Annotated in this window: 18 protein-coding genes and 1 pseudogene; 16 read left to right on the top strand and 3 right to left on the bottom strand. The window is 65.8% G+C overall.

Annotated features, from left to right (window positions below):
• Window positions 1-3 precede the first annotated feature (3 nt).
• Window positions 4-1,644: a glycosyltransferase family 87 protein gene (locus A5650_RS15805; RefSeq protein ID WP_067293266.1), complete on the top strand. Its 1,641-nt coding sequence runs from the start codon at window positions 4-6 to the stop codon at window positions 1,642-1,644.
• A 53-nt stretch (window positions 1,645-1,697) separates the two neighbouring features.
• Here the strand turns inward: A5650_RS15805 and A5650_RS15800 are convergent.
• Window positions 1,698-3,016, bottom strand: a pseudogene (locus A5650_RS15800) (adenylate/guanylate cyclase domain-containing protein).
• A 142-nt stretch (window positions 3,017-3,158) separates the two neighbouring features.
• Here A5650_RS15800 and rpsF point away from each other — a divergent pair.
• The 10 genes from rpsF to A5650_RS15755 all read left to right on the top strand — a co-directional run bounded on the left by rpsF (window position 3,159) and on the right by A5650_RS15755 (window position 11,140).
• Window positions 3,159-3,449 carry a 30S ribosomal protein S6 gene (gene rpsF / locus A5650_RS15795; protein ID WP_067293262.1) on the top strand — a complete coding sequence of 97 codons (291 nt, stop codon included), beginning with the start codon at window positions 3,159-3,161 and terminating at the stop codon, window positions 3,447-3,449.
• Window positions 3,450-3,574: 125 nt separating this feature from the next.
• Window positions 3,575-4,078 (top strand): single-stranded DNA-binding protein, encoded by a 504-nt coding sequence (locus A5650_RS15790; protein WP_067083434.1) that lies wholly within the window; start codon window positions 3,575-3,577, stop codon window positions 4,076-4,078.
• 41 nt (window positions 4,079-4,119) lie between these two features.
• Complete coding sequence (gene rpsR / locus A5650_RS15785) at window positions 4,120-4,374, top strand: 30S ribosomal protein S18 (RefSeq protein WP_064346101.1); 255 nt, start codon at window positions 4,120-4,122, stop codon at window positions 4,372-4,374.
• A gap of 13 nt (window positions 4,375-4,387) precedes the next feature.
• Entirely contained in the window at window positions 4,388-4,846 is a 459-nt protein-coding gene (gene rplI / locus A5650_RS15780; RefSeq protein ID WP_067293151.1) for a 50S ribosomal protein L9, read from the top strand.
• 481 nt (window positions 4,847-5,327) lie between these two features.
• Complete coding sequence (dnaB, locus tag A5650_RS15775) at window positions 5,328-6,710, top strand: replicative DNA helicase (RefSeq protein WP_067293149.1); 1,383 nt, start codon at window positions 5,328-5,330, stop codon at window positions 6,708-6,710.
• A gap of 162 nt (window positions 6,711-6,872) precedes the next feature.
• Window positions 6,873-7,238 carry a hypothetical protein gene (locus A5650_RS15770; protein ID WP_067293258.1) on the top strand — a complete coding sequence of 122 codons (366 nt, stop codon included), beginning with the start codon at window positions 6,873-6,875 and terminating at the stop codon, window positions 7,236-7,238.
• 130 nt (window positions 7,239-7,368) lie between these two features.
• Entirely contained in the window at window positions 7,369-7,491 is a 123-nt protein-coding gene (locus tag A5650_RS27535) for a hypothetical protein (protein ID WP_286150378.1), read from the top strand.
• A 128-nt stretch (window positions 7,492-7,619) separates the two neighbouring features.
• Window positions 7,620-8,435, top strand: coding sequence for a mycofactocin-coupled SDR family oxidoreductase (locus A5650_RS15765; RefSeq protein WP_067293145.1), 816 nt, complete (start codon window positions 7,620-7,622; stop codon window positions 8,433-8,435).
• Between the two features lie 115 nt (window positions 8,436-8,550).
• The gene (locus A5650_RS15760) at window positions 8,551-9,657 is read left to right on the top strand and encodes a coiled-coil domain-containing protein (RefSeq protein WP_067293143.1); all 1,107 of its coding nucleotides are present in this window, start codon (window positions 8,551-8,553) and stop codon (window positions 9,655-9,657) included.
• 94 nt (window positions 9,658-9,751) lie between these two features.
• Window positions 9,752-11,140 (top strand): oxygenase MpaB family protein, encoded by a 1,389-nt coding sequence (locus tag A5650_RS15755; protein ID WP_067293140.1) that lies wholly within the window; start codon window positions 9,752-9,754, stop codon window positions 11,138-11,140.
• Window positions 11,141-11,182: 42 nt separating this feature from the next.
• Here A5650_RS15755 and A5650_RS15750 read toward each other — a convergent pair whose 3' ends face one another.
• Entirely contained in the window at window positions 11,183-11,911 is a 729-nt protein-coding gene (locus A5650_RS15750; protein WP_067293255.1) for a DUF1906 domain-containing protein, read from the bottom strand.
• Window positions 11,912-12,052: 141 nt separating this feature from the next.
• Window positions 12,053-12,925 carry an SDR family NAD(P)-dependent oxidoreductase gene (locus A5650_RS15745; protein WP_067293138.1) on the bottom strand — a complete coding sequence of 291 codons (873 nt, stop codon included), beginning with the start codon at window positions 12,923-12,925 and terminating at the stop codon, window positions 12,053-12,055.
• Between the two features lie 170 nt (window positions 12,926-13,095).
• Here A5650_RS15745 and A5650_RS15740 point away from each other — a divergent pair, with 170 nt between their 5' ends.
• The 5 genes from A5650_RS15740 (at window position 13,096) to A5650_RS15720 (ending at window position 19,043) form a co-directional block, all read left to right on the top strand.
• Window positions 13,096-14,466 (top strand): flavin-containing monooxygenase, encoded by a 1,371-nt coding sequence (locus A5650_RS15740; RefSeq protein ID WP_067293135.1) that lies wholly within the window; start codon window positions 13,096-13,098, stop codon window positions 14,464-14,466.
• A complete protein-coding gene (locus A5650_RS15735; protein WP_067293132.1) occupies window positions 14,456-15,085 on the top strand; it encodes a TetR/AcrR family transcriptional regulator in 630 nt (209 codons plus the stop codon). Before A5650_RS15740 ends, A5650_RS15735 begins: the two co-directional genes overlap by 11 nt.
• Window positions 15,082-16,032, top strand: coding sequence for an alpha/beta hydrolase (locus A5650_RS15730; protein ID WP_067293128.1), 951 nt, complete (start codon window positions 15,082-15,084; stop codon window positions 16,030-16,032). Before A5650_RS15735 ends, A5650_RS15730 begins: the two co-directional genes overlap by 4 nt.
• A 341-nt stretch (window positions 16,033-16,373) precedes the next feature.
• Complete coding sequence (locus tag A5650_RS15725) at window positions 16,374-17,507, top strand: AI-2E family transporter (protein ID WP_067293125.1); 1,134 nt, start codon at window positions 16,374-16,376, stop codon at window positions 17,505-17,507.
• A 246-nt stretch (window positions 17,508-17,753) separates the two neighbouring features.
• On the top strand, window positions 17,754-19,043 hold the full coding sequence (locus A5650_RS15720; protein WP_067293122.1) for a cation:proton antiporter domain-containing protein: 1,290 nt from the start codon (window positions 17,754-17,756) through the stop codon (window positions 19,041-19,043).
• Window positions 19,044-19,048 lie beyond the last annotated feature (5 nt).

Here is a 19,048-nt window from a genome sequence, read left to right as displayed (position 1 = left end):
GACGTGGGGGGCGAAGAGACAAGCGAGCCATCGACGGCATCGCCGGCTCCGCTGGCTGAAGACCGCCGGAGTTTCGACCAGCGCGACCTGCCGAGCCGCACGGACACCATCGGCGCCGCGTTGTCCGACGTCATCGGCGGTCCCGTCGGCAGGCACGCGCTGATCGGTAGGCAGCGGTTCCTGACGCCGCTGCGGGTCATGCTGATCATCGCGCTGGTGTTCCTCGCGCTCGGCTACTCGACGAAGGCCGCGTGCCTCCAGACCACGGGCACCGGAACCGCCGATCAGCGGGTGGCCGATTGGAGCAATCAGCGCGCGTACTTTCAGCTCTGCTATTCCGACACCGTCCCGCTGTACACCGCCGAACTGCTCAACCTCGGCAAGTTCCCGTACAAGTCGAGCTGGGTGGAGAAGGACGCCACCGGCCAACCGCATATCCAGTACGACGGCAACATCGCGGTGCGCTACATGGAGTATCCGGTGCTGACCGGCATCTACCAGTACGTGGCGATGTCGTTGGCCAAGACGTACACCGCGTTGACGAAACTCGTCTCCGTTCCGGTGATCGCCGAGGTGGTGATGTTCTTCAACATCGCGGCACTGGGATTGGCGCTGGCGTGGTTGGCGACGGTGTGGGCGACGTCGCTGCTGGCGGGGCCGCGGCGGGTCTGGGACGCGGCGTTGGTGGCGGCGTCGCCTCTGGTGATCTTTCAGATCTTCACGAATTTCGACGCGCTGGCAACGGCTTTCGCGACGGGTGCGCTGCTGGCCTGGGCGCGACGCAGACCGGTGTTGGCCGGAGTGCTGATCGGGCTCGGCGTGTCGGCCAAGCTGTATCCGTTGCTGCTGCTGGCGCCGCTGGCGGTGCTGGCGTTGCGCACCGGCAAGTTGCGGGAGATTGGCAAGACGGCGATCGCCGCGGTCGTGGCGTGGCTGGTGGTGAACCTGCCGATCATGCTGCTGTTCCCGCGGGGTTGGTCGGAGTTCTTCCGGCTCAACACCCGTCGCGGCGACGACATGGATTCGATCTACAACGTCGTCAAGTCGTTCACCGGGTGGCGGGGTTTCGATCCCGACCTGGGGTACTGGCAGCCACCGACGGTGACCAACACCGTCTCGGCGATCCTGTTCGTGTCCTGTTGCATCGCAATCGGTTACATCGCGCTGACCGCTCGCCGTCGGCCGCGGGTCGCGCAGTTGGCATTCCTGGTGGTGGCGGCGTTCCTGCTGACGAACAAGGTGTGGAGCCCGCAGTTCTCGCTGTGGCTGGTGCCGCTGGCGGTGCTCGCGTTGCCGCACCGACGAATCCTGTTGGCGTGGATGACGATCGACGCGCTGGTGTGGGTGCCGCGGATGCTGTACCTCTACGGTGATGCGAACAAGGGGTTGCCGGAGCAACCGTTCACCATCACCGTGCTGCTGCGCGACATCGCCGTCGTCGCGCTGTGCGCGTTGGTGATTCGCCAGATCTACCGCCCCGAGCTGGACCTGGTGCGCGCCCGCGGCGCGGTCGACGACCCGGCGGGCGGCGTGTTCGACCGGGCGCCGGACGCACCGCCGCGGTGGCTGCCGGACTGGCTGCGACCGGACGCGTCGAGACTGCGCACAGAGCGCGAATCCGACACGCCGCTCGCTCGAGTGTGAATCCGGCGACGCTCAACGGCCCTTTGGCGTCGCCAGATCCACAAAACGGGGCGTCAGGACGTGACCGCGAACAGCCGCCATTCCCCGGGCACGCCCCTCAGTTCGCTGGCGCCGCGATCCTCGAACGTCAGGCCGGATCCGATGACCAGGTCGCGCAACGTGCTCGACACGAGTACCTCGTTGGCACCGGCGAGCGCGCTGACCCGGGCGCCGATGTGCACGGCGATGCCGCCGATATCGTCGCCGCGGATCTCGCATTCGCCGGTGTGCAGGCCGACGCGCACTTCGAGGCCAAGCGCCTTGACGGATTCGCGAATTGCCATGGCGCAGCGGATCGCTCGCTGGGGGCCGTCGAACGTTGCAAGGAATCCGTCGCCGGAGGTATTGACCTCACGGCCGCGGAAGCGGGCCAGTTGGGCACGGACGACGGCGTCGTGAGCGTCTAGTAGCGCGCGCCAGTCGCGGTCGCCGATCTCGGCGGCGCGCCGCGTCGAGTCGACGATGTCGGTGAACAGCACGTGGCCAGCACGCGGTCGTCGGGGACGTCGGGTTGGTGCCCGGTGAGGAACCCGGCGATCTCCCGGAACGAATTCCGCCACGGCTCGACGAAGTGATACATGTTGCGGCCAGGCAGCTCGACGTACACTGCGCCCGATATATGGTCTGCCACGCCCTTTCCCATGTCGGGCGTGATCATCGGGTCATCGCTGTGCTGCAGGACGATAGTTGGTACCCGAACGGTCGAAAGTACCGGCCGCACATCCATTTCGGCCACAAGAGGGAGCATCAGGGCCACTGTCCAAGGACTCGCGGCCAGGCGTTCCTCTCGCGCCCAGGTCTTGCGGATCTCGTCGTTCCACGGCATGTCCGGATTGAGTACATGGTGGAACTCGCCGGTTCCCCACATCGCCGTCATGGCAGCGAGGACTTCCCCGGGATTTAGCCCAACGCGTTCGGAAAGTGGGATCGCATAGCTCTCGAGTAAGACGAGGGCGGTTGTCCGGAAGGGGTGTGTTGCGGCGAACAGCGCCGCTGGCGCGAACGCGCCGTCGGCCGCAACGAGCACCGCCTCCGAACTGCCGAGGTCGTCCAATACTGCGGTGATGCTGTCAGCCCATTGCTCCAACGTCGGCAGTGCACGTGCACCAGACGCGACGGGGTCGGACGCTCCGGTTCCCAGCTGGTCGAAGAAGATGAGCCGTCCGAGTGAAGTCATCGCCTCGATCCAGCCTTGCATGGACGGGAGCTCGGGAATGACCTCACAGCAGGTGAACCAGTTCGGTACGAACACTATGTCGCGATCGCCCGGCGCCGAGGCTCGATAGGCGACGCGCAAGTCCCCGTTCAACGCGTAGCGCGTCTCGGAGAACATGGGGGAAGTGTAGGACGGGCGAACAGCACGATTTCGCAGATCAGCGGGCTTTCCTGTAACCTGGGCCGGTTGCCGACGCAGGCGACCCTCCTGTCACGGATAGTCCGTGGCCGATCAGACCGTAGGAGGTGATGAGGTCTTCATGCGTCCATACGAAATCATGATCATTCTCGACCCCACCCTTGACGAGCGCACCGTGTCGCCGTCGCTGGAAACATTCCTCAACGTCATCCGCAAGGACGGCGGCAGTGTCGACAAGGTCGACATCTGGGGCCGGCGCCGGTTGGCATACGAGATCGCCAAGCACGCCGAGGGCATCTACGCCGTCATCGATGTGAAGGCAGAGCCCGCCACCGTGACCGAGCTGGACCGTCAGCTCAACCTGAACGAGTCCGTGCTGCGGACCAAGGTCATGCGGACGGACAAGCACTAGTCCCGAAGAACAGGCTGTACGCGTCGGAGCGCTTCCGTAGGCTCGCCTGCGACCGCTCGCTGACTTGAACACCGCCAGCGATGAGCGCTTGCGCGAAGAGCCGAAGACCGAACCAGGAGGACATCGTGGCTGGTGACACCATCATCACCGTCGTCGGAAACCTGACCGCCGATCCCGAACTGCGGTTCACGCCGTCGGGTGCGGCCGTCGCCAACTTCACCGTGGCGTCCACACCTCGTATCTACGACCGCCAGACCGGCGAGTGGAAAGACGGCGAGGCGTTGTTCCTGCGCTGCAACATCTGGCGTGAGGCCGCCGAGAACGTGGCCGAAAGCCTCACTCGCGGTTCGCGGGTGATCGTGCAGGGCAGGCTCAAACAGCGTTCGTTCGAAACCCGCGAGGGCGAGAAGCGCACCGTGGTCGAGCTCGAGGTCGATGAGATCGGCCCGTCGCTGCGATACGCGACCGCCAAGGTGAACAAGGCGAGCCGCAGCGGCGGCGGCGGTGGCGGCTTCGGCGGTGGCGGCGGCGGAGGTTCGCGCCCCGCCGAGCAGCCCAAGGACGACCCGTGGGGCAGTGCCCCGGCGTCGGGCTCGTTCTCCGGAGCCGACGACGAGCCACCCTTCTGATCCACAACCGATCAACGAAGTAGTAAGAAAGAGAAAGACACATGGCCAAGGCCACCAAGCGTCGGCCGGCTCCCGAGAAGCCGGTCAAGACCCGCAAGTGCGTGTTCTGCTCCAAGAAGGGGCAGGCCATCGATTACAAGGACACGGCGCTGCTGCGCACGTACATCAGCGAGCGCGGCAAGATCCGTGCCCGCCGCGTCACCGGCAACTGCGTTCAGCACCAGCGTGATATCGCGATCGCCGTGAAGAACGCGCGTGAGGTTGCGCTGCTGCCGTTCACGTCGTCGACGCGATAGGGAGGACAGGAAGATGAAACTGATTCTCACCGCCGACGTCGAACATCTCGGCGAGCAGGGCGACATCGTCGAGGTAAAGGACGGCTACGCCCGTAACTACCTGGTGCCGCGGCGCCTGGCCGTCGTCGCGTCCCGCGGCGCGGAGCGCCAGGCCGAGGAGATTCGCCGCGCCCGCGAGCAGAAGGCCATCCAGGGCCGCGAACATGCCGTCGAGCTCAAGACCGCGATCGAGAACCTCGATTCGGTGCAGGTGGCCGTGAAGGCCGCGGCCGACAGCGGCAAGCTGTTCGGCTCGGTGACAACGGCCGACGTGGTTGCAGCCATCAAGAGCGCCGGCGGCCCGAACCTGGACAAGCGCACCGTCCAGTTGCCGAAGGCACACATCAAGACGACCGGCACGCATCCGGTCGCGGTGCGGCTCCATCCGGAGATCGCCGCGACGGTTTCGCTGGAAGTCGTCGCCGCAAAGTAACTACAGCGTCAGTACGGCCGGGTGAAGTCGACAATGATCTTCACCCGGCCGTAGCTGTGCGCCCTGGCGAACAATGTGCTGCGTTATCCGCACAGCGAAGATAACCGGCCGTTAACCTGGATGGCCCCTGGGCGCAATACAACACGCCCGAGATGGCAACCCGGCACGACACGCCGAGGCATTTGTCATCCACAACATCCCAGACGGTTTATGGTGCGGCTATCTGCGCAGATACAGTGACCGAAGTGGTTGATTAACAGGTTCTCCCCAACGACTCAACATGGCTGTCCAGACCTATCCACACCCCATCCACAGGTCTATGAACAGGACCGGGTTGCGCCCCCGCCAGCAACGTCTAGCGTAAGCCGTCGGCGGGACGGGTCAGGCGCCGAAAGCGGTTTGTCAGCGGCTTGGCTTAAAGTCGCGGACAACCGGGTATCGAATGTACGTTCGATAGTGAATAGAGGGGGTGAGGCGCTTCGTGGCCGTCGTAGACGACCTAGGCCATTCGGGGATGGATACGCCGCCGCCGAGTGAGGACTTCGGACGCCAACCTCCCCAGGACCAGGCCGCGGAGCAGGCCGTGCTCGGCGGGATGCTGCTGAGCAAGGACGCGATCGCTGACGTGCTCGAGAAGCTGCGCCCCGGCGACTTCTATCGTCCAGCCCACCAGAACGTCTACGACGCGATCCTCGACCTCTACGGCCGCGGGGAGCCGGCCGACGCGGTGACGGTGGCCGCCGAGCTGGATCGGCGCGGGCTGCTGCGCCGTATCGGCGGCGCGCCGTATCTGCACACGCTGATCTCGACGGTGCCGACGGCCGCGAACGCCGGTTTCTACGCGGGCATCGTCGCGGAGAAGGCGCTGCTGCGCCGGCTGGTCGAGGCGGGCACCCGCGTCGTGCAGTACGGCTACGCGGGCGCCGAGGGGGCGGACGTCAACGAGATCGTCGACCGAGCGCAGTCGGAGATCTATGACGTCACCGAGCGGCGCACGGCCGAGGACTTCGTTCCGCTGGAAGAACTGCTGCAGCCGACGATGGACGAGATCGACGCGATCGCGTCGCAGGGCGGCATCGCGCGCGGTGTGCCAACGGGTTTCGTCGAACTCGACGAGGTGACCAACGGTTTGCACCCGGGCCAGATGATCATCATCGCGGCGAGGCCTGGCGTCGGCAAATCGACGCTTGGACTGGATTTCATGCGGTGCTGCTCGATCAAGCATCAGATGCCGAGCGTCATCTTCTCGCTGGAGATGAGCAAGTCCGAGATCGTGATGCGACTGCTGTCGGCCGAGGCGAAGATCAAATTGGCGGATATGCGGTCGGGTCGCATGAGCGACGACGACTGGACGCGGTTGGCGCGCCGGATGAGCGAGATCAGCGAAGCGCCTTTGTTTATCGACGATTCGCCGAACCTGACGATGATGGAGATCCGCGCCAAGGCGCGTCGGCTGAGTCAGAAGGCCGGCTTGCGGTTGATCGTCGTTGACTACATGCAGCTGATGACGTCGGGCAAGAAGTACGAGTCTCGGCAGCAAGAGGTCTCGGACTTCTCGCGAAGCCTCAAGCTGATGGCCAAGGAACTCGATGTTCCGGTGGTGGCGATCAGCCAGCTGAACCGCGGCCCGGAGCAACGCACGGACAAGAAGCCGATGGTGTCGGACCTTCGCGAGTCGGGCAGCCTGGAACAGGATGCGGATATGGTCATCCTGCTGCACAGGCCGGACGCGTTCGAGCGTGACGACCCGCGCGGTGGCGAGGCGGACCTGATCCTCGGCAAGCACCGTAACGGCCCGACGAAGACGATTACCGTTGCGCACCAACTGCATTTGAGCCGCTTCGCGAACATGGCCAAGCAGTAGCGAAGTCGTGTGGCTTCTGAAGTTTGATGTCAGATGAAAACTGCCTGGCCTGCGGGTGATTCGACGTGATCTCGATTGGGCTCACCGCTGCCCGCCCCTCTGCTCGCGACCGGCAGCGCTCATTGGCGGCCTGGGAGTTCTGGCAGGTCTAGCGTGGGCGGAATGGGTTTGTTCAGTCACGAGGAGTTCCGGGACCCGGCCGACGGCGTTGGCGGCTCTAGTAGAGGAGCTATCGAGCGCGCTCGGGCTGCTGAGGTTAGCGAATACGGGGTGGACGAACCCGTGGTGGTGGGACCGGGGTCGCCGCCTGAGGATGGTTCGTGCGGCCAGTTCACTGTGCAGTTTCACGTGTCTACGTCAATGCTGGTCGGACTGAACCGTATTGCGAGAATGCGTGGGGTGAGCGTGCCGGAGGTATGCCGGCAGGTAATCGGCGTGTTTGTTGCCCAGCAGGAGGGCGAGCTGGCTGCATTGCTTGCTGCCGAGGCCGAGGCCGCTGATTACCGGCCGAGTTTGGATCAGGCGTAGTCGCGCGGCCGCGGGACCGGCGCGGCAAGTTCTTCCATCGCGGCCTTCGGTGGTGGAACCGGCGCGAGCACAGATGACTAACTCCGGCATATACAAGCTCAAATGCGCCGATCCTCGAAGGAGGCCGCTCATGTTGGCGACAAGGGGTAGCCGGGCGGGCACCCTCGAGAGCGCCGAACCGCGCGTGACGTGCCGCGACGGCGACTCCGGTCACGGCTTCTCGGTGTCCTATGAGGCCTACAAGCTCTTCTGACCGCTTCCTGCGTGAAGCGAAGACGCAGGCTCTTGCATTAATTTGGGCAGTCGCTCAAACTTAGCGCCGTGAACCCCGCGGCCGAGGCCGATGACGCCTCGACGTCACCCATCTGAACAGGAGTAGTCATGGGCAAGCTCGAGGGCAAGGTCGCCTTCATCACCGGGGCCGCGCGAGGCCAGGGCCGCGCGCACGCGGTCCGGCTCGCGGAGGAGGGCGCCGATGTCATCGCGATCGACGTATGCGCGCAGTACAGCACGGTGGCCTACAAGATGTCGACGCCTGAGGACCTGAACGAGACTGTGCGGCAGGTGGAATCGCTCGGCAGGCGCATCGTGGCGCGCGAGGCGGACGTCAGCGACGTGGCGGCCCTGCAGAAGGCGTTCGACGACGGGACCGCCGAACTCGGCGGCGTCGACATCGTCGCCGCCAACGCCGGGATCGGCCCGGGCGGCGCCACCACCGACGACGAGCAATGGGAAGACGTCATGAACGTCAACCTCAAGGGCGTGTGGAACACGCTGCGCGTCGCCGTCCCCACGCTGCTCAAGCAGGACCGCGGCGGCTCGATCATCCTGACCAGTTCAACCGGCGGGCTGATCGGCACCCCCGTCGTATCCGGAGGCATGATCGCCTACACCGCCGCCAAGCACGGAGTCGTCGGACTCATGCGCGCATACGCCAACTACCTTGCCCCGCACTATATTCGGGTGAACACCGTGGCGCCGACGACAGTGGCGACGCCGATGGCCAACAACGGTGATCTCAGCATGCTCAAGAAGTACGAGCCCGCCATCGCGCGATCGCTCGAAAACGCCATCCCGGTCGACTACGTCGAAGCGCGTGACATCGCCAACGCCGTCGCGTGGCTCGCCTCCGACGACGCCCGATACGTCACCGGCACCGTCGTGCCTGTCGACGCCGGCCTACTCAACAAGGTCTGATCAACAGCTCCTTCGACGGACGAATAGACATCGCCGCCGCCAGTTCATACCCTGTCCGAGACATACGTAGCCGGGCCGCGACGGGTCCCTACAGCGAAGGATCGTGACAATCCGAATGGGTCGGGCGCGCCGTTTCTCTCCCCGAGCGGGGGCTGGCGTCGCAGCCGCGGTCCTGACGTTGGCCGTGTCCCTGGCCGGCGTCGTCACCGCGGACCCGGCGTCTGACGCTCTGGCCAGGCTCGATGAGCTGTCGCGCCAGGCGGTGCAGACCCGCGAAGCCGTCACCCAGGCTCAACAGGATGCCGCAGACAAAGCGGCCGCCCAAGCCCAGGCCGAAGACCGCCATCGCAAAGACGTGGCGGCTCTCGATGCCGCGAACGCCCAGCTGGCCGACCGGCAAGCCGCGGCCGACAAGGTGGCCGCGATGACGTACGTCAGCGGACGCACCGGCCAGTGGGCGGCGTTGCTCAGCGCGGGCTCGCCCCAACAGCTGATCGACCAGCTGTCCATCCAGCGTGCGATCACCACCGAGACCACGGCGCAGATGAAGGCCTTCCAATCGGCGCGTAAGAGCGCGGAAAGCGCCGCCCGGGCATCGGAGAAATCGGCCGCCGACGCCCGGAGCGCTGCCGAGCAGTCTGCGGCCGTGCGCTCGGACCTCCAGGCGAAGTTCCGGGAACTGCAGAAACAGATCGCCGCCGCCGAGGCGCAGTACGCCGTGCTGACGCCGGGTCAGCGGGCGGTGGTCGACAATGCCGCCGCGACGCCACCGCCGGCGCCGGCAGCGCCCGTCCCGCCGATCCTCGCGATGCCCGGCCCGCCGCCCGGCGACGTCGCGCCTCCGCCGGCGGTCGCCCTCGCCGTGCCCGATGCGTTGCCCCCCGGCGTCGCCTCCGAGGCGGGGTTGCAACCGAACACCGTCCTCGCCGCGCGCGCCATCAGCGCCCGGTTCCCCCAGATCTCCGACATCGACGGGGTCAGGCCCGACTCGAAGCCGTGGCATCCGAGCGGCCTGGCGATCGACGTGATGATCCCCAACCCCGAGAGCCCCGAAGGCATCGCACTCGGAGACGAGATCAAGGCGTTCATGCTGAGCAATGCGAGCCGCTTCGGATTGCAGGACGTGATCTGGCGCGGTACCTACTACACGCCGGACGGTCCGGCGGGTTCGGGTTACGGCCACTACGACCACGTGCACGTCACCACCACACCCCGTCGCTGACCGGCCGGCGAAACCAGAATGGCGGTTCACTTCCCGCGCCGACTGAGCTAACGTCGAAATCAGTGTCCTGTATGACGGAGAGTGAGTTGGCTGCATGACGGTGACCGGGGAGCGTCCCAAGATCCAGCTGGACGACGTCGGTTTCAATCGCCGCGACCATCCGGACAAGCCGTTGCGGCCGATCCCGCCCGGACGTGACCACTTCGCCCCCCAGTGGCGGCACATGCGCGAGTTCATGTTCGGCGACTGGATCGACATCGACAAGGAGGTCGAACCCAACGACCTCACGCGCTGGCGCGACGACTACTTCTGGCAGGGCGATGAGTACATGGGCGCCGTGGTCGACGCATTCGAGCGCATCGGCCACGAACAAGGACGCGCGCTGTTCGAGCAGGCCCTGACGCAGGGCATCGACTCGATCGGGGATCCCCCGCAAGAACTCGTCGACCTCTTCGAGCACCTGGACGGTCTGCCCGCCCAGTTCGATCTGGTCTCCGCCGAACGGGGTCGGATGCTCGCGATGTCGGCCACCAAGTCGGCCACCACGATCATCCAGGGGTGGGCGTTCTACGAGACCGCGATGACCGGCGACATCTCGGCGGCCACCGGTGCCACCGGTCGGTTCGCGGACGACGGTCCGCGCCGCTTCATCGAAACCGCGCGGGTGTTCGCGCAATTCACGCTGCCCGACATCTTCGATCGCAACTCCGAGGCGTTCCAGGACGTGGTGCGGGTGCGGTTGATGCACGCACAGGCCAGCCGCGGGCTACGCCGCAAGTGGGGTGACGACGTCTATCTCAAGTTCGGCGAACCCATTCCGGTGACCTCGCTGCTGGGCTTCGGCAGCGGGATGCTGCTCGGCCGGCTCGTCGACCACGCGTTCGGACGGCAGCTGACCGCGCAGCAGCTCGAGGATCTCGCCGAGTACTCCTCGTTCTCAGGACAGCTGTGGGGCGCTCCGGAAGTGCTGCGCTCGCCGAACGGTGTCGAATTGATCAAGTCGTTGAACTACGTCCTGGCCAGGGGTGGCAACCCGTCGCCGTGGCGTGCCCAGCTCGTTGATGCGATCGCGGGGCCGGCCCACATCGCCACTCTCACGGAGACGCTTCCCGGCTGGGCCAGGAAGCTGGTGGAGCGCTACGCCAACCAGATCACCGCCACAATTGCGCTTGCGCCGGCCGGCGTCGTGTTCGGATACCGGCAGATCGAAGCCATGATCGCCGGTTCACTCTTCGAACCGCTCGGATACGACTTCGAGCGACGAGTACGGATCTTCGAGAACATCACCAAAGTCAACGTGCGCCTCGCGATGATCACCGATCGTCTGCCGTGGTCGAATCCTACTCGCGAACAACGGAAGAGGACCGGCGCAGCCGCGCGGGAACGGATCGCCATGCTGAGCAAGATCGCTGCGGGCCGGCAGATTCCGCTGACCTACACCCATCACGATCAGTCGTTATCGGGCGAAACCTTCACCGGCTGAGAGTATTTGCCGAATTAGGAAGGGCCACCGCGGAACCAGCGCTCACGGGTGCAGATTCCACTGGCCGCAGTCCTGGGCCAGCACGTCGTTGACATCGACGCGGATCCCGCCCACCACGGGGCCTGGGTTCGAGGCGGTGTCGATGACCCGTTGATAGAGCACCGCAGCCGGGTACACCTGGCCCTTCGACCAGGACCTGGTCTGCCACGCCCATACGCGGCCGGGTGTGCCCGAACGCCCGATGACGCCGTCGGCCGCCGCCCACTGACAGGCATTGATCCCGCCGTAGATCCCGGTGCGCTGCACGCCGATCACGGAGTTGATTCCCCGAAACCACGGCAGCGCCAGGTTGGTCCACGCGTTGCGGTCGATGTCGTCGTCGATGCTGAAGAAGATCGGCGCGCTTTTGCCGCCGCCGGCCGCGGTATGCAACTGCCATGCGGTGCGCGCATCGGCGATGCCGCCGGCATATCCGCGAGTGAAGTCCGAAGGCGCTGTCCCCCCGGGCTTTCCGTATTGATAGTTGCTGACGATGACCAGACCGGCGGCGTTCAGTGACCGCGCGTACGGCAGGGTGATCGGTTTGGCGCCGAAATTCGAACCGGGACGCGAGGTCGATACGTAGTTGATCACCCCGGAGTGGCCGGCGGCGCGGATGTCTTGAGCCGGGATCTGCCGCGTGGCGAAGTCGATCAGTGTGGGAGCGGCGGCCGACGCGAGGGGTGTTCCGACGCTCGCGGCCGCGGCACCGAGACCGGCCAGCGCCGACATCGCGGCGGCATAACGCAGCGCCTCACGTCGGGAAACCGGGTGCGAGCGGCGCTCGCTCGGAACCCACGGCGTCTCGCGCACGCGGGCAAGTTAACAGAGTGACAGATGTGAACAACGTAGCCACGCCGGGGCAGTCTCCCTTCACAGCAGATCCGTGATCGTTTTGAGACCGGCCTCGTAGAGCACACCGGGCAGCATCCCGCCGTCGATCTCGATGGTGGTGCCATTGATGTAGTCGGCTTGGCCGCTGCACAGGAACACCACCGCGCGTCCGACTTCGTCCGGCTCTCCCGCCCTGCGCAAAGGGATGTCACGGAAGTACCTCTCGCCGGTCGGATCGTCCTTGGGCAACACGAACGCCTTGAAGTTGTCGGTCGTCGTGGGCCCGAGCGCCAGGCAGTTCACCCGCGCTTTCGGCCCCCATTCCTGGGCCAGCGACCGGGTCAGGTGGTTGAGCCCAGATTTGGCCGCACCGTAGGAGACCAGCGTGGGCGACCCGGCGGGATGGCCGGCGCCCGAGGAGATGTTGACGATAGAGCCGACGCCGTCCTGTCTGCACATCTGCCGAAAAACCCTGATGGCGAACCACATTGGGCTGATCAAGTTCATCTGAATGGCGAACGAGTGAAACAGCACGGTGCGCTCGAAGTCGTCGGCACCCGCGGGCGCGCCCTGGATGCGCGAAACGAGTTCGGGAACATCCTCGACGTGCGGGGTGGGGACGGTGCCGCCGGCGTTGTTCACCAGTATGTCGATGCGCCCGTAGTCGGCCGCCACACCGGAGACGAAGTCGTCGATGGCGCGGTAGTCGCCCTGGTCGCATACCCGTTGCGAGGAACGGACGAGCCAATCGGCGTTGTCCTGGACGCCGGGCATCGCATCGAGTGGGCGGCGTGAACATCCGACGACGATGGCTCCTGCGCGCAACAGTTCATGGGCGATGCCGACCCCCACGCCTCGACTGGTGCCGGTCACAATCGCAACCTTGCCCTCGAGTGGAGCGTGTTCGTCCACGGATTCGTCCTCTCGTCGTCCCCGGGTGGGCACGTTACTGAGTTCGGCGCGGCACGACGTGCCGATCGGGGGCCTACGTGCACTTGTCACGCGTAGGAACAAATTCTTTGACAGCTGTCAGAAATTTGGTAGCGTGCGCGGTGACGGAGTTAACAGAAACGGCGGGCAACATGGCTTCATCACCCACTGCGGCAATCATCGGTGCGGGCATCAGCGGCTTGACCACCGGCAAGAACCTCGCGGACGCCGGGATCGAGTACGACTGCTTCGAGTCGTCCGACCGGATCGGCGGCAACTGGGCGTTCCGCAATCCGAACGGCCACTCCAGCGCCTATCGGTCGTTGCACATCGATACCTCGCGCGAGTGCCTGTCGTTTCGCGACTTCCCGATGCGCGACGACCTCCCCGACTTCCCGCATCACTCGCAGGTCAAGGAGTACCTGGACGACTACGCCGAAACCTTCGGCCTGCTGGACCGCATTCAATTCCAGAACGAGGTCAAGCACGCGCGGCGCCTGCCCCACGGTGGTTGGGAACTCGACACCGCGGACGGACAGACGCGGCGCTACGACGTCCTGGTCGTGGCGAACGGTCATCACTGGGATCCGCGCACACCCGAATTCCCGGGCGAGTTCACGGGCGAGAGCATCCACGCCCACTCCTACATCGACCCCACCGAACCGCTGGATCTGCGCGGCAAGCGCATCGTCGTGGTCGGCATCGGCAACTCGGCGGCCGATCTTGTCTCCGAGCTCTCTCAGAAGTCCTGGCGCAACACGGTTTATCTCTCGACGCGCTCCGGTGCATGGGTTGTTCCGAAGTACATCTTCGGCAAGACCGCCGACAAGGTCGCGCGCTCGCTGCCGGTGATCCCGCTGTCGTGGCAGCGGCGCGCGATGCAGCCGTTCGCCAAGCTGATGTTCGGCGATCCCGAGAACTACGGCTTACCCAAACCCAATCATCGCTTCCTCGAGGCGCACCCCACCCAATCCGCCGAACTGCTGATGCGGTTGGGGTCCGGCGACGCGACCGCCAAGCCGAATATCGAACGCCTGGACGGGCGTTCGGTGGTGTTCGTCGACGGCACATCCGTGGAGGCCGACGTCATCATCTACGCGACGGGATACAACATCACGTTCCCGTTCTTCGACCGCAGCTTCATCGAGGCCCCCGACAACCGGCTGCCGCTGTACAAGCGGATCCTCCAACCGGGCATCGACGATCTGCTCTTCATGGGATTTGCTCAGGCGGTGCCGACGCTGTTCCCGTTCGTGGAGTGCCAGGCCCGTTTGGTCGCCGCGTATCTCGCAGGCACCTACCGACCCCCGTCCGAATCCGAGATGTGGCGCGTCATCGCCGCGGACGAACGCAAATACGTCGGGCACTTCGCCGACAAACCGCGACACACCCAGCAGGTGGACTACTGGGATTACGAACGTGACATGCGCAAACGCGAGCTGCCTGCGGGGCGCAAGCGTGTCGAGAAACTCGGACCGGTGCAACTGGCGGGCCGGGCACGCGAGGCGGCCGGTGCCGCCTGAGTCGACGCAGACGTCGCGGCGCAACGCGCGCCGGCCACAGCCGCGCGGCGACGAGAGCAGGCTCCGGCTCCTCGAGGCATTCGAGGAACAGCTGCAGAGCCATTCGCTCGCCGACATCAGCGTTGCGGAGGTCGCGAAGGCGGCGGGTCTGAAACGGCCGGCGTTCTACTTCTACTTCGCCGGAAAACACGAAGTCGTCACCGAACTGCTCACCGGGATATTTCAGGACGACGTCTTCGCGATCGGGGGCTTTCTGGCAGGCGGTGGCGATCCGCGAAAGTCGGTGGCCGACGCCATGACTCGGACGTTCGAATCGTGGCACACCCACCGCACGCTGTTCCGGGCGATGCTCGACGCCCGTGACTCCGACCCCGAGGCGAGGGCGATCTGGGACCAGTGGCTGGCGCGGTACGAGGAGTTCGTCTGTGACTTCATCGCCACCCAGCCGACCATCGACATCCCCGACGCCCGGGCGCTGGCCCACGCGCTGATCACCATGAACGAACGGGTGCTCGACCGCCACATTCGTTCCGAGGACGGACCGGAGGCTGCCGGTCCGCTGCTCGCGGCTGTCATTCACATCTGGCATACGGCGTTATTCGGAGGAACGACACAATGACGTCCACCCGCATTCGGATACCGGTCGACGGCGGTTTCGTCGCGGCGCATCACTTTCCCGCGACGACGGCCGCGTTGACCGGCCTGGCAGGGCGCCCCTGCGTCGTCATGGCGCACGGGCTGGGTGCGACCCAGGACAGCGGACTGTTCGGGTTCGCCGAGGCGCTGGCTGACGCCGGTACCGAAGTCGTGACGTTCGACTACCGTCACTTCGCCGAATCCTCCGGAGAACCAAGGCAATTGATCGCACTGTCCCGGCAGGTCGATGACTACCACGCCGTGATCGACCACGCCCGGCGGCTCGAAAGCGTGGACCCGGCGCGGATCGTCGCGTGGGGTGTGTCGCTGTCCGGCGGGCATGTCATCCGCGTCGCCGCCGGTGACCCCCACCTCGCCGGGGTCATCTCGCTGACGCCGGCAACGGACGGCCTACCGGTCGTGGCCCAATCGCTGCGAACGCTCGGTCCCCGGTACGTCCTGCGAATGATGACCTATGGCGCGCGCGATCTCGCCGCCAAGCTGCTCCGCCAGCCGCCCGTGCTCATCCCGATCGTCGGCGCGCCGGGTGAGGTGGCCGGCTTGAACGCCGAAGGAGCGGTCGACGGGATGTTCCGTATCGCCGGGCCCAGCTGGCGCAACGAGTTCGCCGCCCGGCTGGTCTTGGTCATGGGTGGCCACCGGCCGATCTCGAGCGCCAAACGCGTGACGTGCCCGGCCCTTGTGCAGATCGCCGATGACGACCGCACCGCCCCTCCCGCACCGGCGACCGCGGCGGCGACGCGGATGCGGGCGACGGTCCATCACTACCCCTGCGACCACTTCGACGTGTATCCCGGCGCTCGGTGGCATGAGCGCGTCGTCAACGATCAGATCGCCTTCCTGCGGCGCGTTTTCGAGCCGGCCGAGTCCACCGTTTCGCGGAGTACGCGGTCCTCGGCTACTCCGTGATGTCGACCGCCACGAGGACTTGACGGACGATTACTCGGGTGCTGGTCGTCGACGATCACCGTCCACATCCCGATCACGTTGCAGCGCCGTGCCTTTGGCGGATCCCCTTTCCGGGCTGCACACAAGCCGACCGCTGTCGACGATGCGACCGGCCATCCGGGGCCACACATGGCCCAGCATCCCAGTACGGGCGCCGGCGAAGAGGAATTCGATCACTTCCCGCGAGAATTCCTCCACCCACCAAGATCGGCGAGACCGCTAGTGGACCGGCCGCGGTTTCGATACGACGGGCCTGGGTAGACGACCTCGGTCCTCTCGACAGGGTGGACGCTGAGAAGAGAATGCTCGTGACCGAACACAGCCCCGGCGCAGCACCCAGGCGGGATCGCGGTGCCCTCATCGGCAGCGGCGCGTTATGGCTGGCGAAGTGGTCGTTAGTCATCGTGGCGATCGCTGCGGGCGTGGTGGTACTCGGTTGGCTCGCAGCCCAGCTGTGGGTGATCCTCCTGCCCGTCCTGCTCGCCGTCGTGCTGTGCACGGTGCTCTGGCCACCGGCACGCATCCTGATGGACCGCGCAGGCATACCGCCCGCCGCCGCGGCGCTGATGACGCTGCTGCTGTTCCTGGCGGTCGCGTCCGGTCTCATCGCGCTGATCATCCCCCCGCTGCTGAGCCAGATGCCTGCGCTGATCGACCAGGCGACGGAAGGCATCAACCGACTGCAGGACTGGATCGCCGGGCCCCCGCTCAACATGCGACAGGAGCAGCTGGAGCGCTTCGCCGACTCACTGGTCAACGCGGTGCGGGAACGGTCCTCGGCGGTCGCGACGGGTGTCATCAGCGGGGTCAGTACGGTCGGAAGCGTCCTCGTGACGCTGGTACTGACCGTCGTGCTCTCGTTCTTCGTCCTCAAAGACGGACGCAAATTTCTGCCCTGGCTCGTCGGACTGATCGGGCGGCGCGCCGGTCGGCACATGGAAATCGTGCTGAGCAGGATGTGGGACAACCTCGGCGGCTTTATCCGCGCGCAAACGGCAGTGGCTCTGATCGACGCGGTCTTCATCGGCGCCGGCCTAGTGGTCCTCGGCGTCCCGCTTGCGCCCGCCTTGGCCGTACTGACCTTCATCGGTGCATTCGTTCCGTTCATCGGCGCCTTCGTCGCCGGAGCGCTCGCGGTGCTGATCGCATTGGTGGCCAACGGTTTCGTCAACGCACTGCTGGTCCTCGCCGTCATCATCGCCGTGCAGCAGATCGAAGGGAACGTGCTGCAGCCGTTGCTGCAGAGCCGCGTGATGAAGTTGCACGCAGCGGTGGTGCTGCTCGCGGTGACCGCGGGCGGCGCGTTGTACGGGATCGTCGGCGCCTTCCTCGCCGTCCCGACGGTGGCGATGCTGACGGTGCTCGCCCGCTACGTCAACGAGCAGATCGATCAGCGGGCCGCGGGCGACGCGATTGGTACCGAGCCGGATCCCTGACACCGCACGCCTGGACCGATCGGCCCGCGTCATCATTCGGAAAGAATTTGACGGTTAGCGACCGCTTATTCTGTCAATACCCCACCGCATCGAAGATGCATCGTCTCCGGCGAGACGTGCACACGTCTAACAGGTCGGAAGCGACGAGGTGAGTCATAGACGGACTGGTGGAGCCCGCCCGCGCAGCGCTGCGCTCCGTTCAACTCAGCACAGCTGCGGTTTCCCGAGCGAACCTTAGGACCTGATATGCCCGCAGCCGTCGCCATCGACTTCTTTCTCGCCCTCGCCGTCATCCTCGTCGCATGCCGGGTCGTCGGCCTGATCGCCCAACGCCTGGGCCAACCGCAGGTCGTCGGCGAGATGATCGCCGGCGTCATCCTCGGCCCGTCGCTGCTGGGGCGAATCGCCCCGGGCCTTCAGGCGGAACTGTTTCCCTCGGGTGAAGCGAACGTCGTGTTGTACACCGCCGCGCAGATCGGCCTCGTCCTCTACATGTTCCTCGTCGGGCTCAACTTCGACGTCGACCTGATCAAGCACCGCGCAGGCACTGCGGCGACCGTCTCGGCCGCGGGCATCTTCGCCCCGCTCGTCCTCGGGGCGCTCGTCGCGATCCCATTGATGACCGGAGACGACTTCTTCGGTGAAGGCGTCACACCGCTCATGGCGATGTTGTTCCTCGGCGCCTCGATCGCGATCACGGCGTTCCCGATGCTCGCCCGAATCATCTTCGAAACTCGGCTGACCGGAACGGGTCTGGGCACCCTCGCGCTCGCCTGCGGCGCGACCGACGACGCGATCTCCTGGTGCATCCTCGCCGTCGTGCTCGCCATCCACCAGGGCGACCCGACGATCGCGTTGATCGCCATCGTCGGTGGCGCGGCCTACACCGTGCTGCTCCTCACCGCGGGGCGCAGGGCGCTCGGTGTGTTCGGCACCATGACCGAACGCCGCAACACCGTCACCCCGACGATGTTGAGCGTCGTGCTGATCCTTCTCATGGGCTGCGCCTGGTTCACCGATGTCATCGGGATCTACGCGATCTTCGGTGCGTTCGTCCTCGGTGTCGCCATGCCGTCCGGCTTGTTCGCCGAGAAGATCACAGGCTCCCTCGAACCGCTCACCACCACGTTCCTTCTGCCGTTGTTCTTCGTCTACTCCGGGCTCAACACCGAAATCGGTCTCGTGAACACGCCGACGCTGTGGGCGGTGACGTTGGGCATCCTCGTTGTGGCGATCGCGGGTAAGGGGCTGGCCTGCACACTGGCCGCGCGGTTGCGGAAGGTCCCGCTGAGGGAGTCCGTCGCGCTCGGGTCGTTGATGAACGCACGCGGGTTGATCGAACTCATCCTGCTCAACATCGGCCTCGAGGCGGGCATCATCACCCCGACCCTCTTCACGATCCTGGTGTTGGTCGCCATCATCACCACCCTGATGGCGACGCCGATCTTCAACTACGTCTACGGGCGCCACCGGACTCCGGCCGACGCCACGCCGCAGCAGGCGGACCTGGCGGGCGTAGCCGTCGAGGGAAGGTGATCTCC

The organism is Mycobacterium sp. 1164985.4, assembly GCF_001668575.1.
In the GTDB taxonomy this organism is placed as follows: Bacteria; Actinomycetota; Actinomycetes; order Mycobacteriales; family Mycobacteriaceae; genus Mycobacterium.
The sequence above is the reverse complement of the archived record's forward strand: the minus strand, read 5'-3'. Positions and strand labels throughout refer to the sequence as shown.

Coding starts and splice junctions, on each gene's coding strand:
- rpsF (WP_067293262.1), top strand. CDS start 3,159: ATGCGTCCATACGAAATCATGATCATTCTCGACCCCACCCTTGACGAG.
- rpsR (WP_064346101.1), top strand. CDS start 4,120: ATGGCCAAGGCCACCAAGCGTCGGCCGGCTCCCGAGAAGCCGGTCAAG.
- rplI (WP_067293151.1), top strand. CDS start 4,388: ATGAAACTGATTCTCACCGCCGACGTCGAACATCTCGGCGAGCAGGGC.
- A5650_RS15770 (WP_067293258.1), top strand. CDS start 6,873: ATGGGTTTGTTCAGTCACGAGGAGTTCCGGGACCCGGCCGACGGCGTT.
- A5650_RS27535 (WP_286150378.1), top strand. CDS start 7,369: ATGTTGGCGACAAGGGGTAGCCGGGCGGGCACCCTCGAGAGCGCCGAA.
- A5650_RS15765 (WP_067293145.1), top strand. CDS start 7,620: ATGGGCAAGCTCGAGGGCAAGGTCGCCTTCATCACCGGGGCCGCGCGA.
- A5650_RS15760 (WP_067293143.1), top strand. CDS start 8,551: ATGGGTCGGGCGCGCCGTTTCTCTCCCCGAGCGGGGGCTGGCGTCGCA.
- A5650_RS15755 (WP_067293140.1), top strand. CDS start 9,752: ATGACGGTGACCGGGGAGCGTCCCAAGATCCAGCTGGACGACGTCGGT.
- A5650_RS15750 (WP_067293255.1), bottom strand. CDS start 11,911: ATGTCGGCGCTGGCCGGTCTCGGTGCCGCGGCCGCGAGCGTCGGAACA.
- A5650_RS15740 (WP_067293135.1), top strand. CDS start 13,096: ATGGCTTCATCACCCACTGCGGCAATCATCGGTGCGGGCATCAGCGGC.
- A5650_RS15730 (WP_067293128.1), top strand. CDS start 15,082: ATGACGTCCACCCGCATTCGGATACCGGTCGACGGCGGTTTCGTCGCG.
- A5650_RS15725 (WP_067293125.1), top strand. CDS start 16,374: ATGCTCGTGACCGAACACAGCCCCGGCGCAGCACCCAGGCGGGATCGC.
- A5650_RS15720 (WP_067293122.1), top strand. CDS start 17,754: ATGCCCGCAGCCGTCGCCATCGACTTCTTTCTCGCCCTCGCCGTCATC.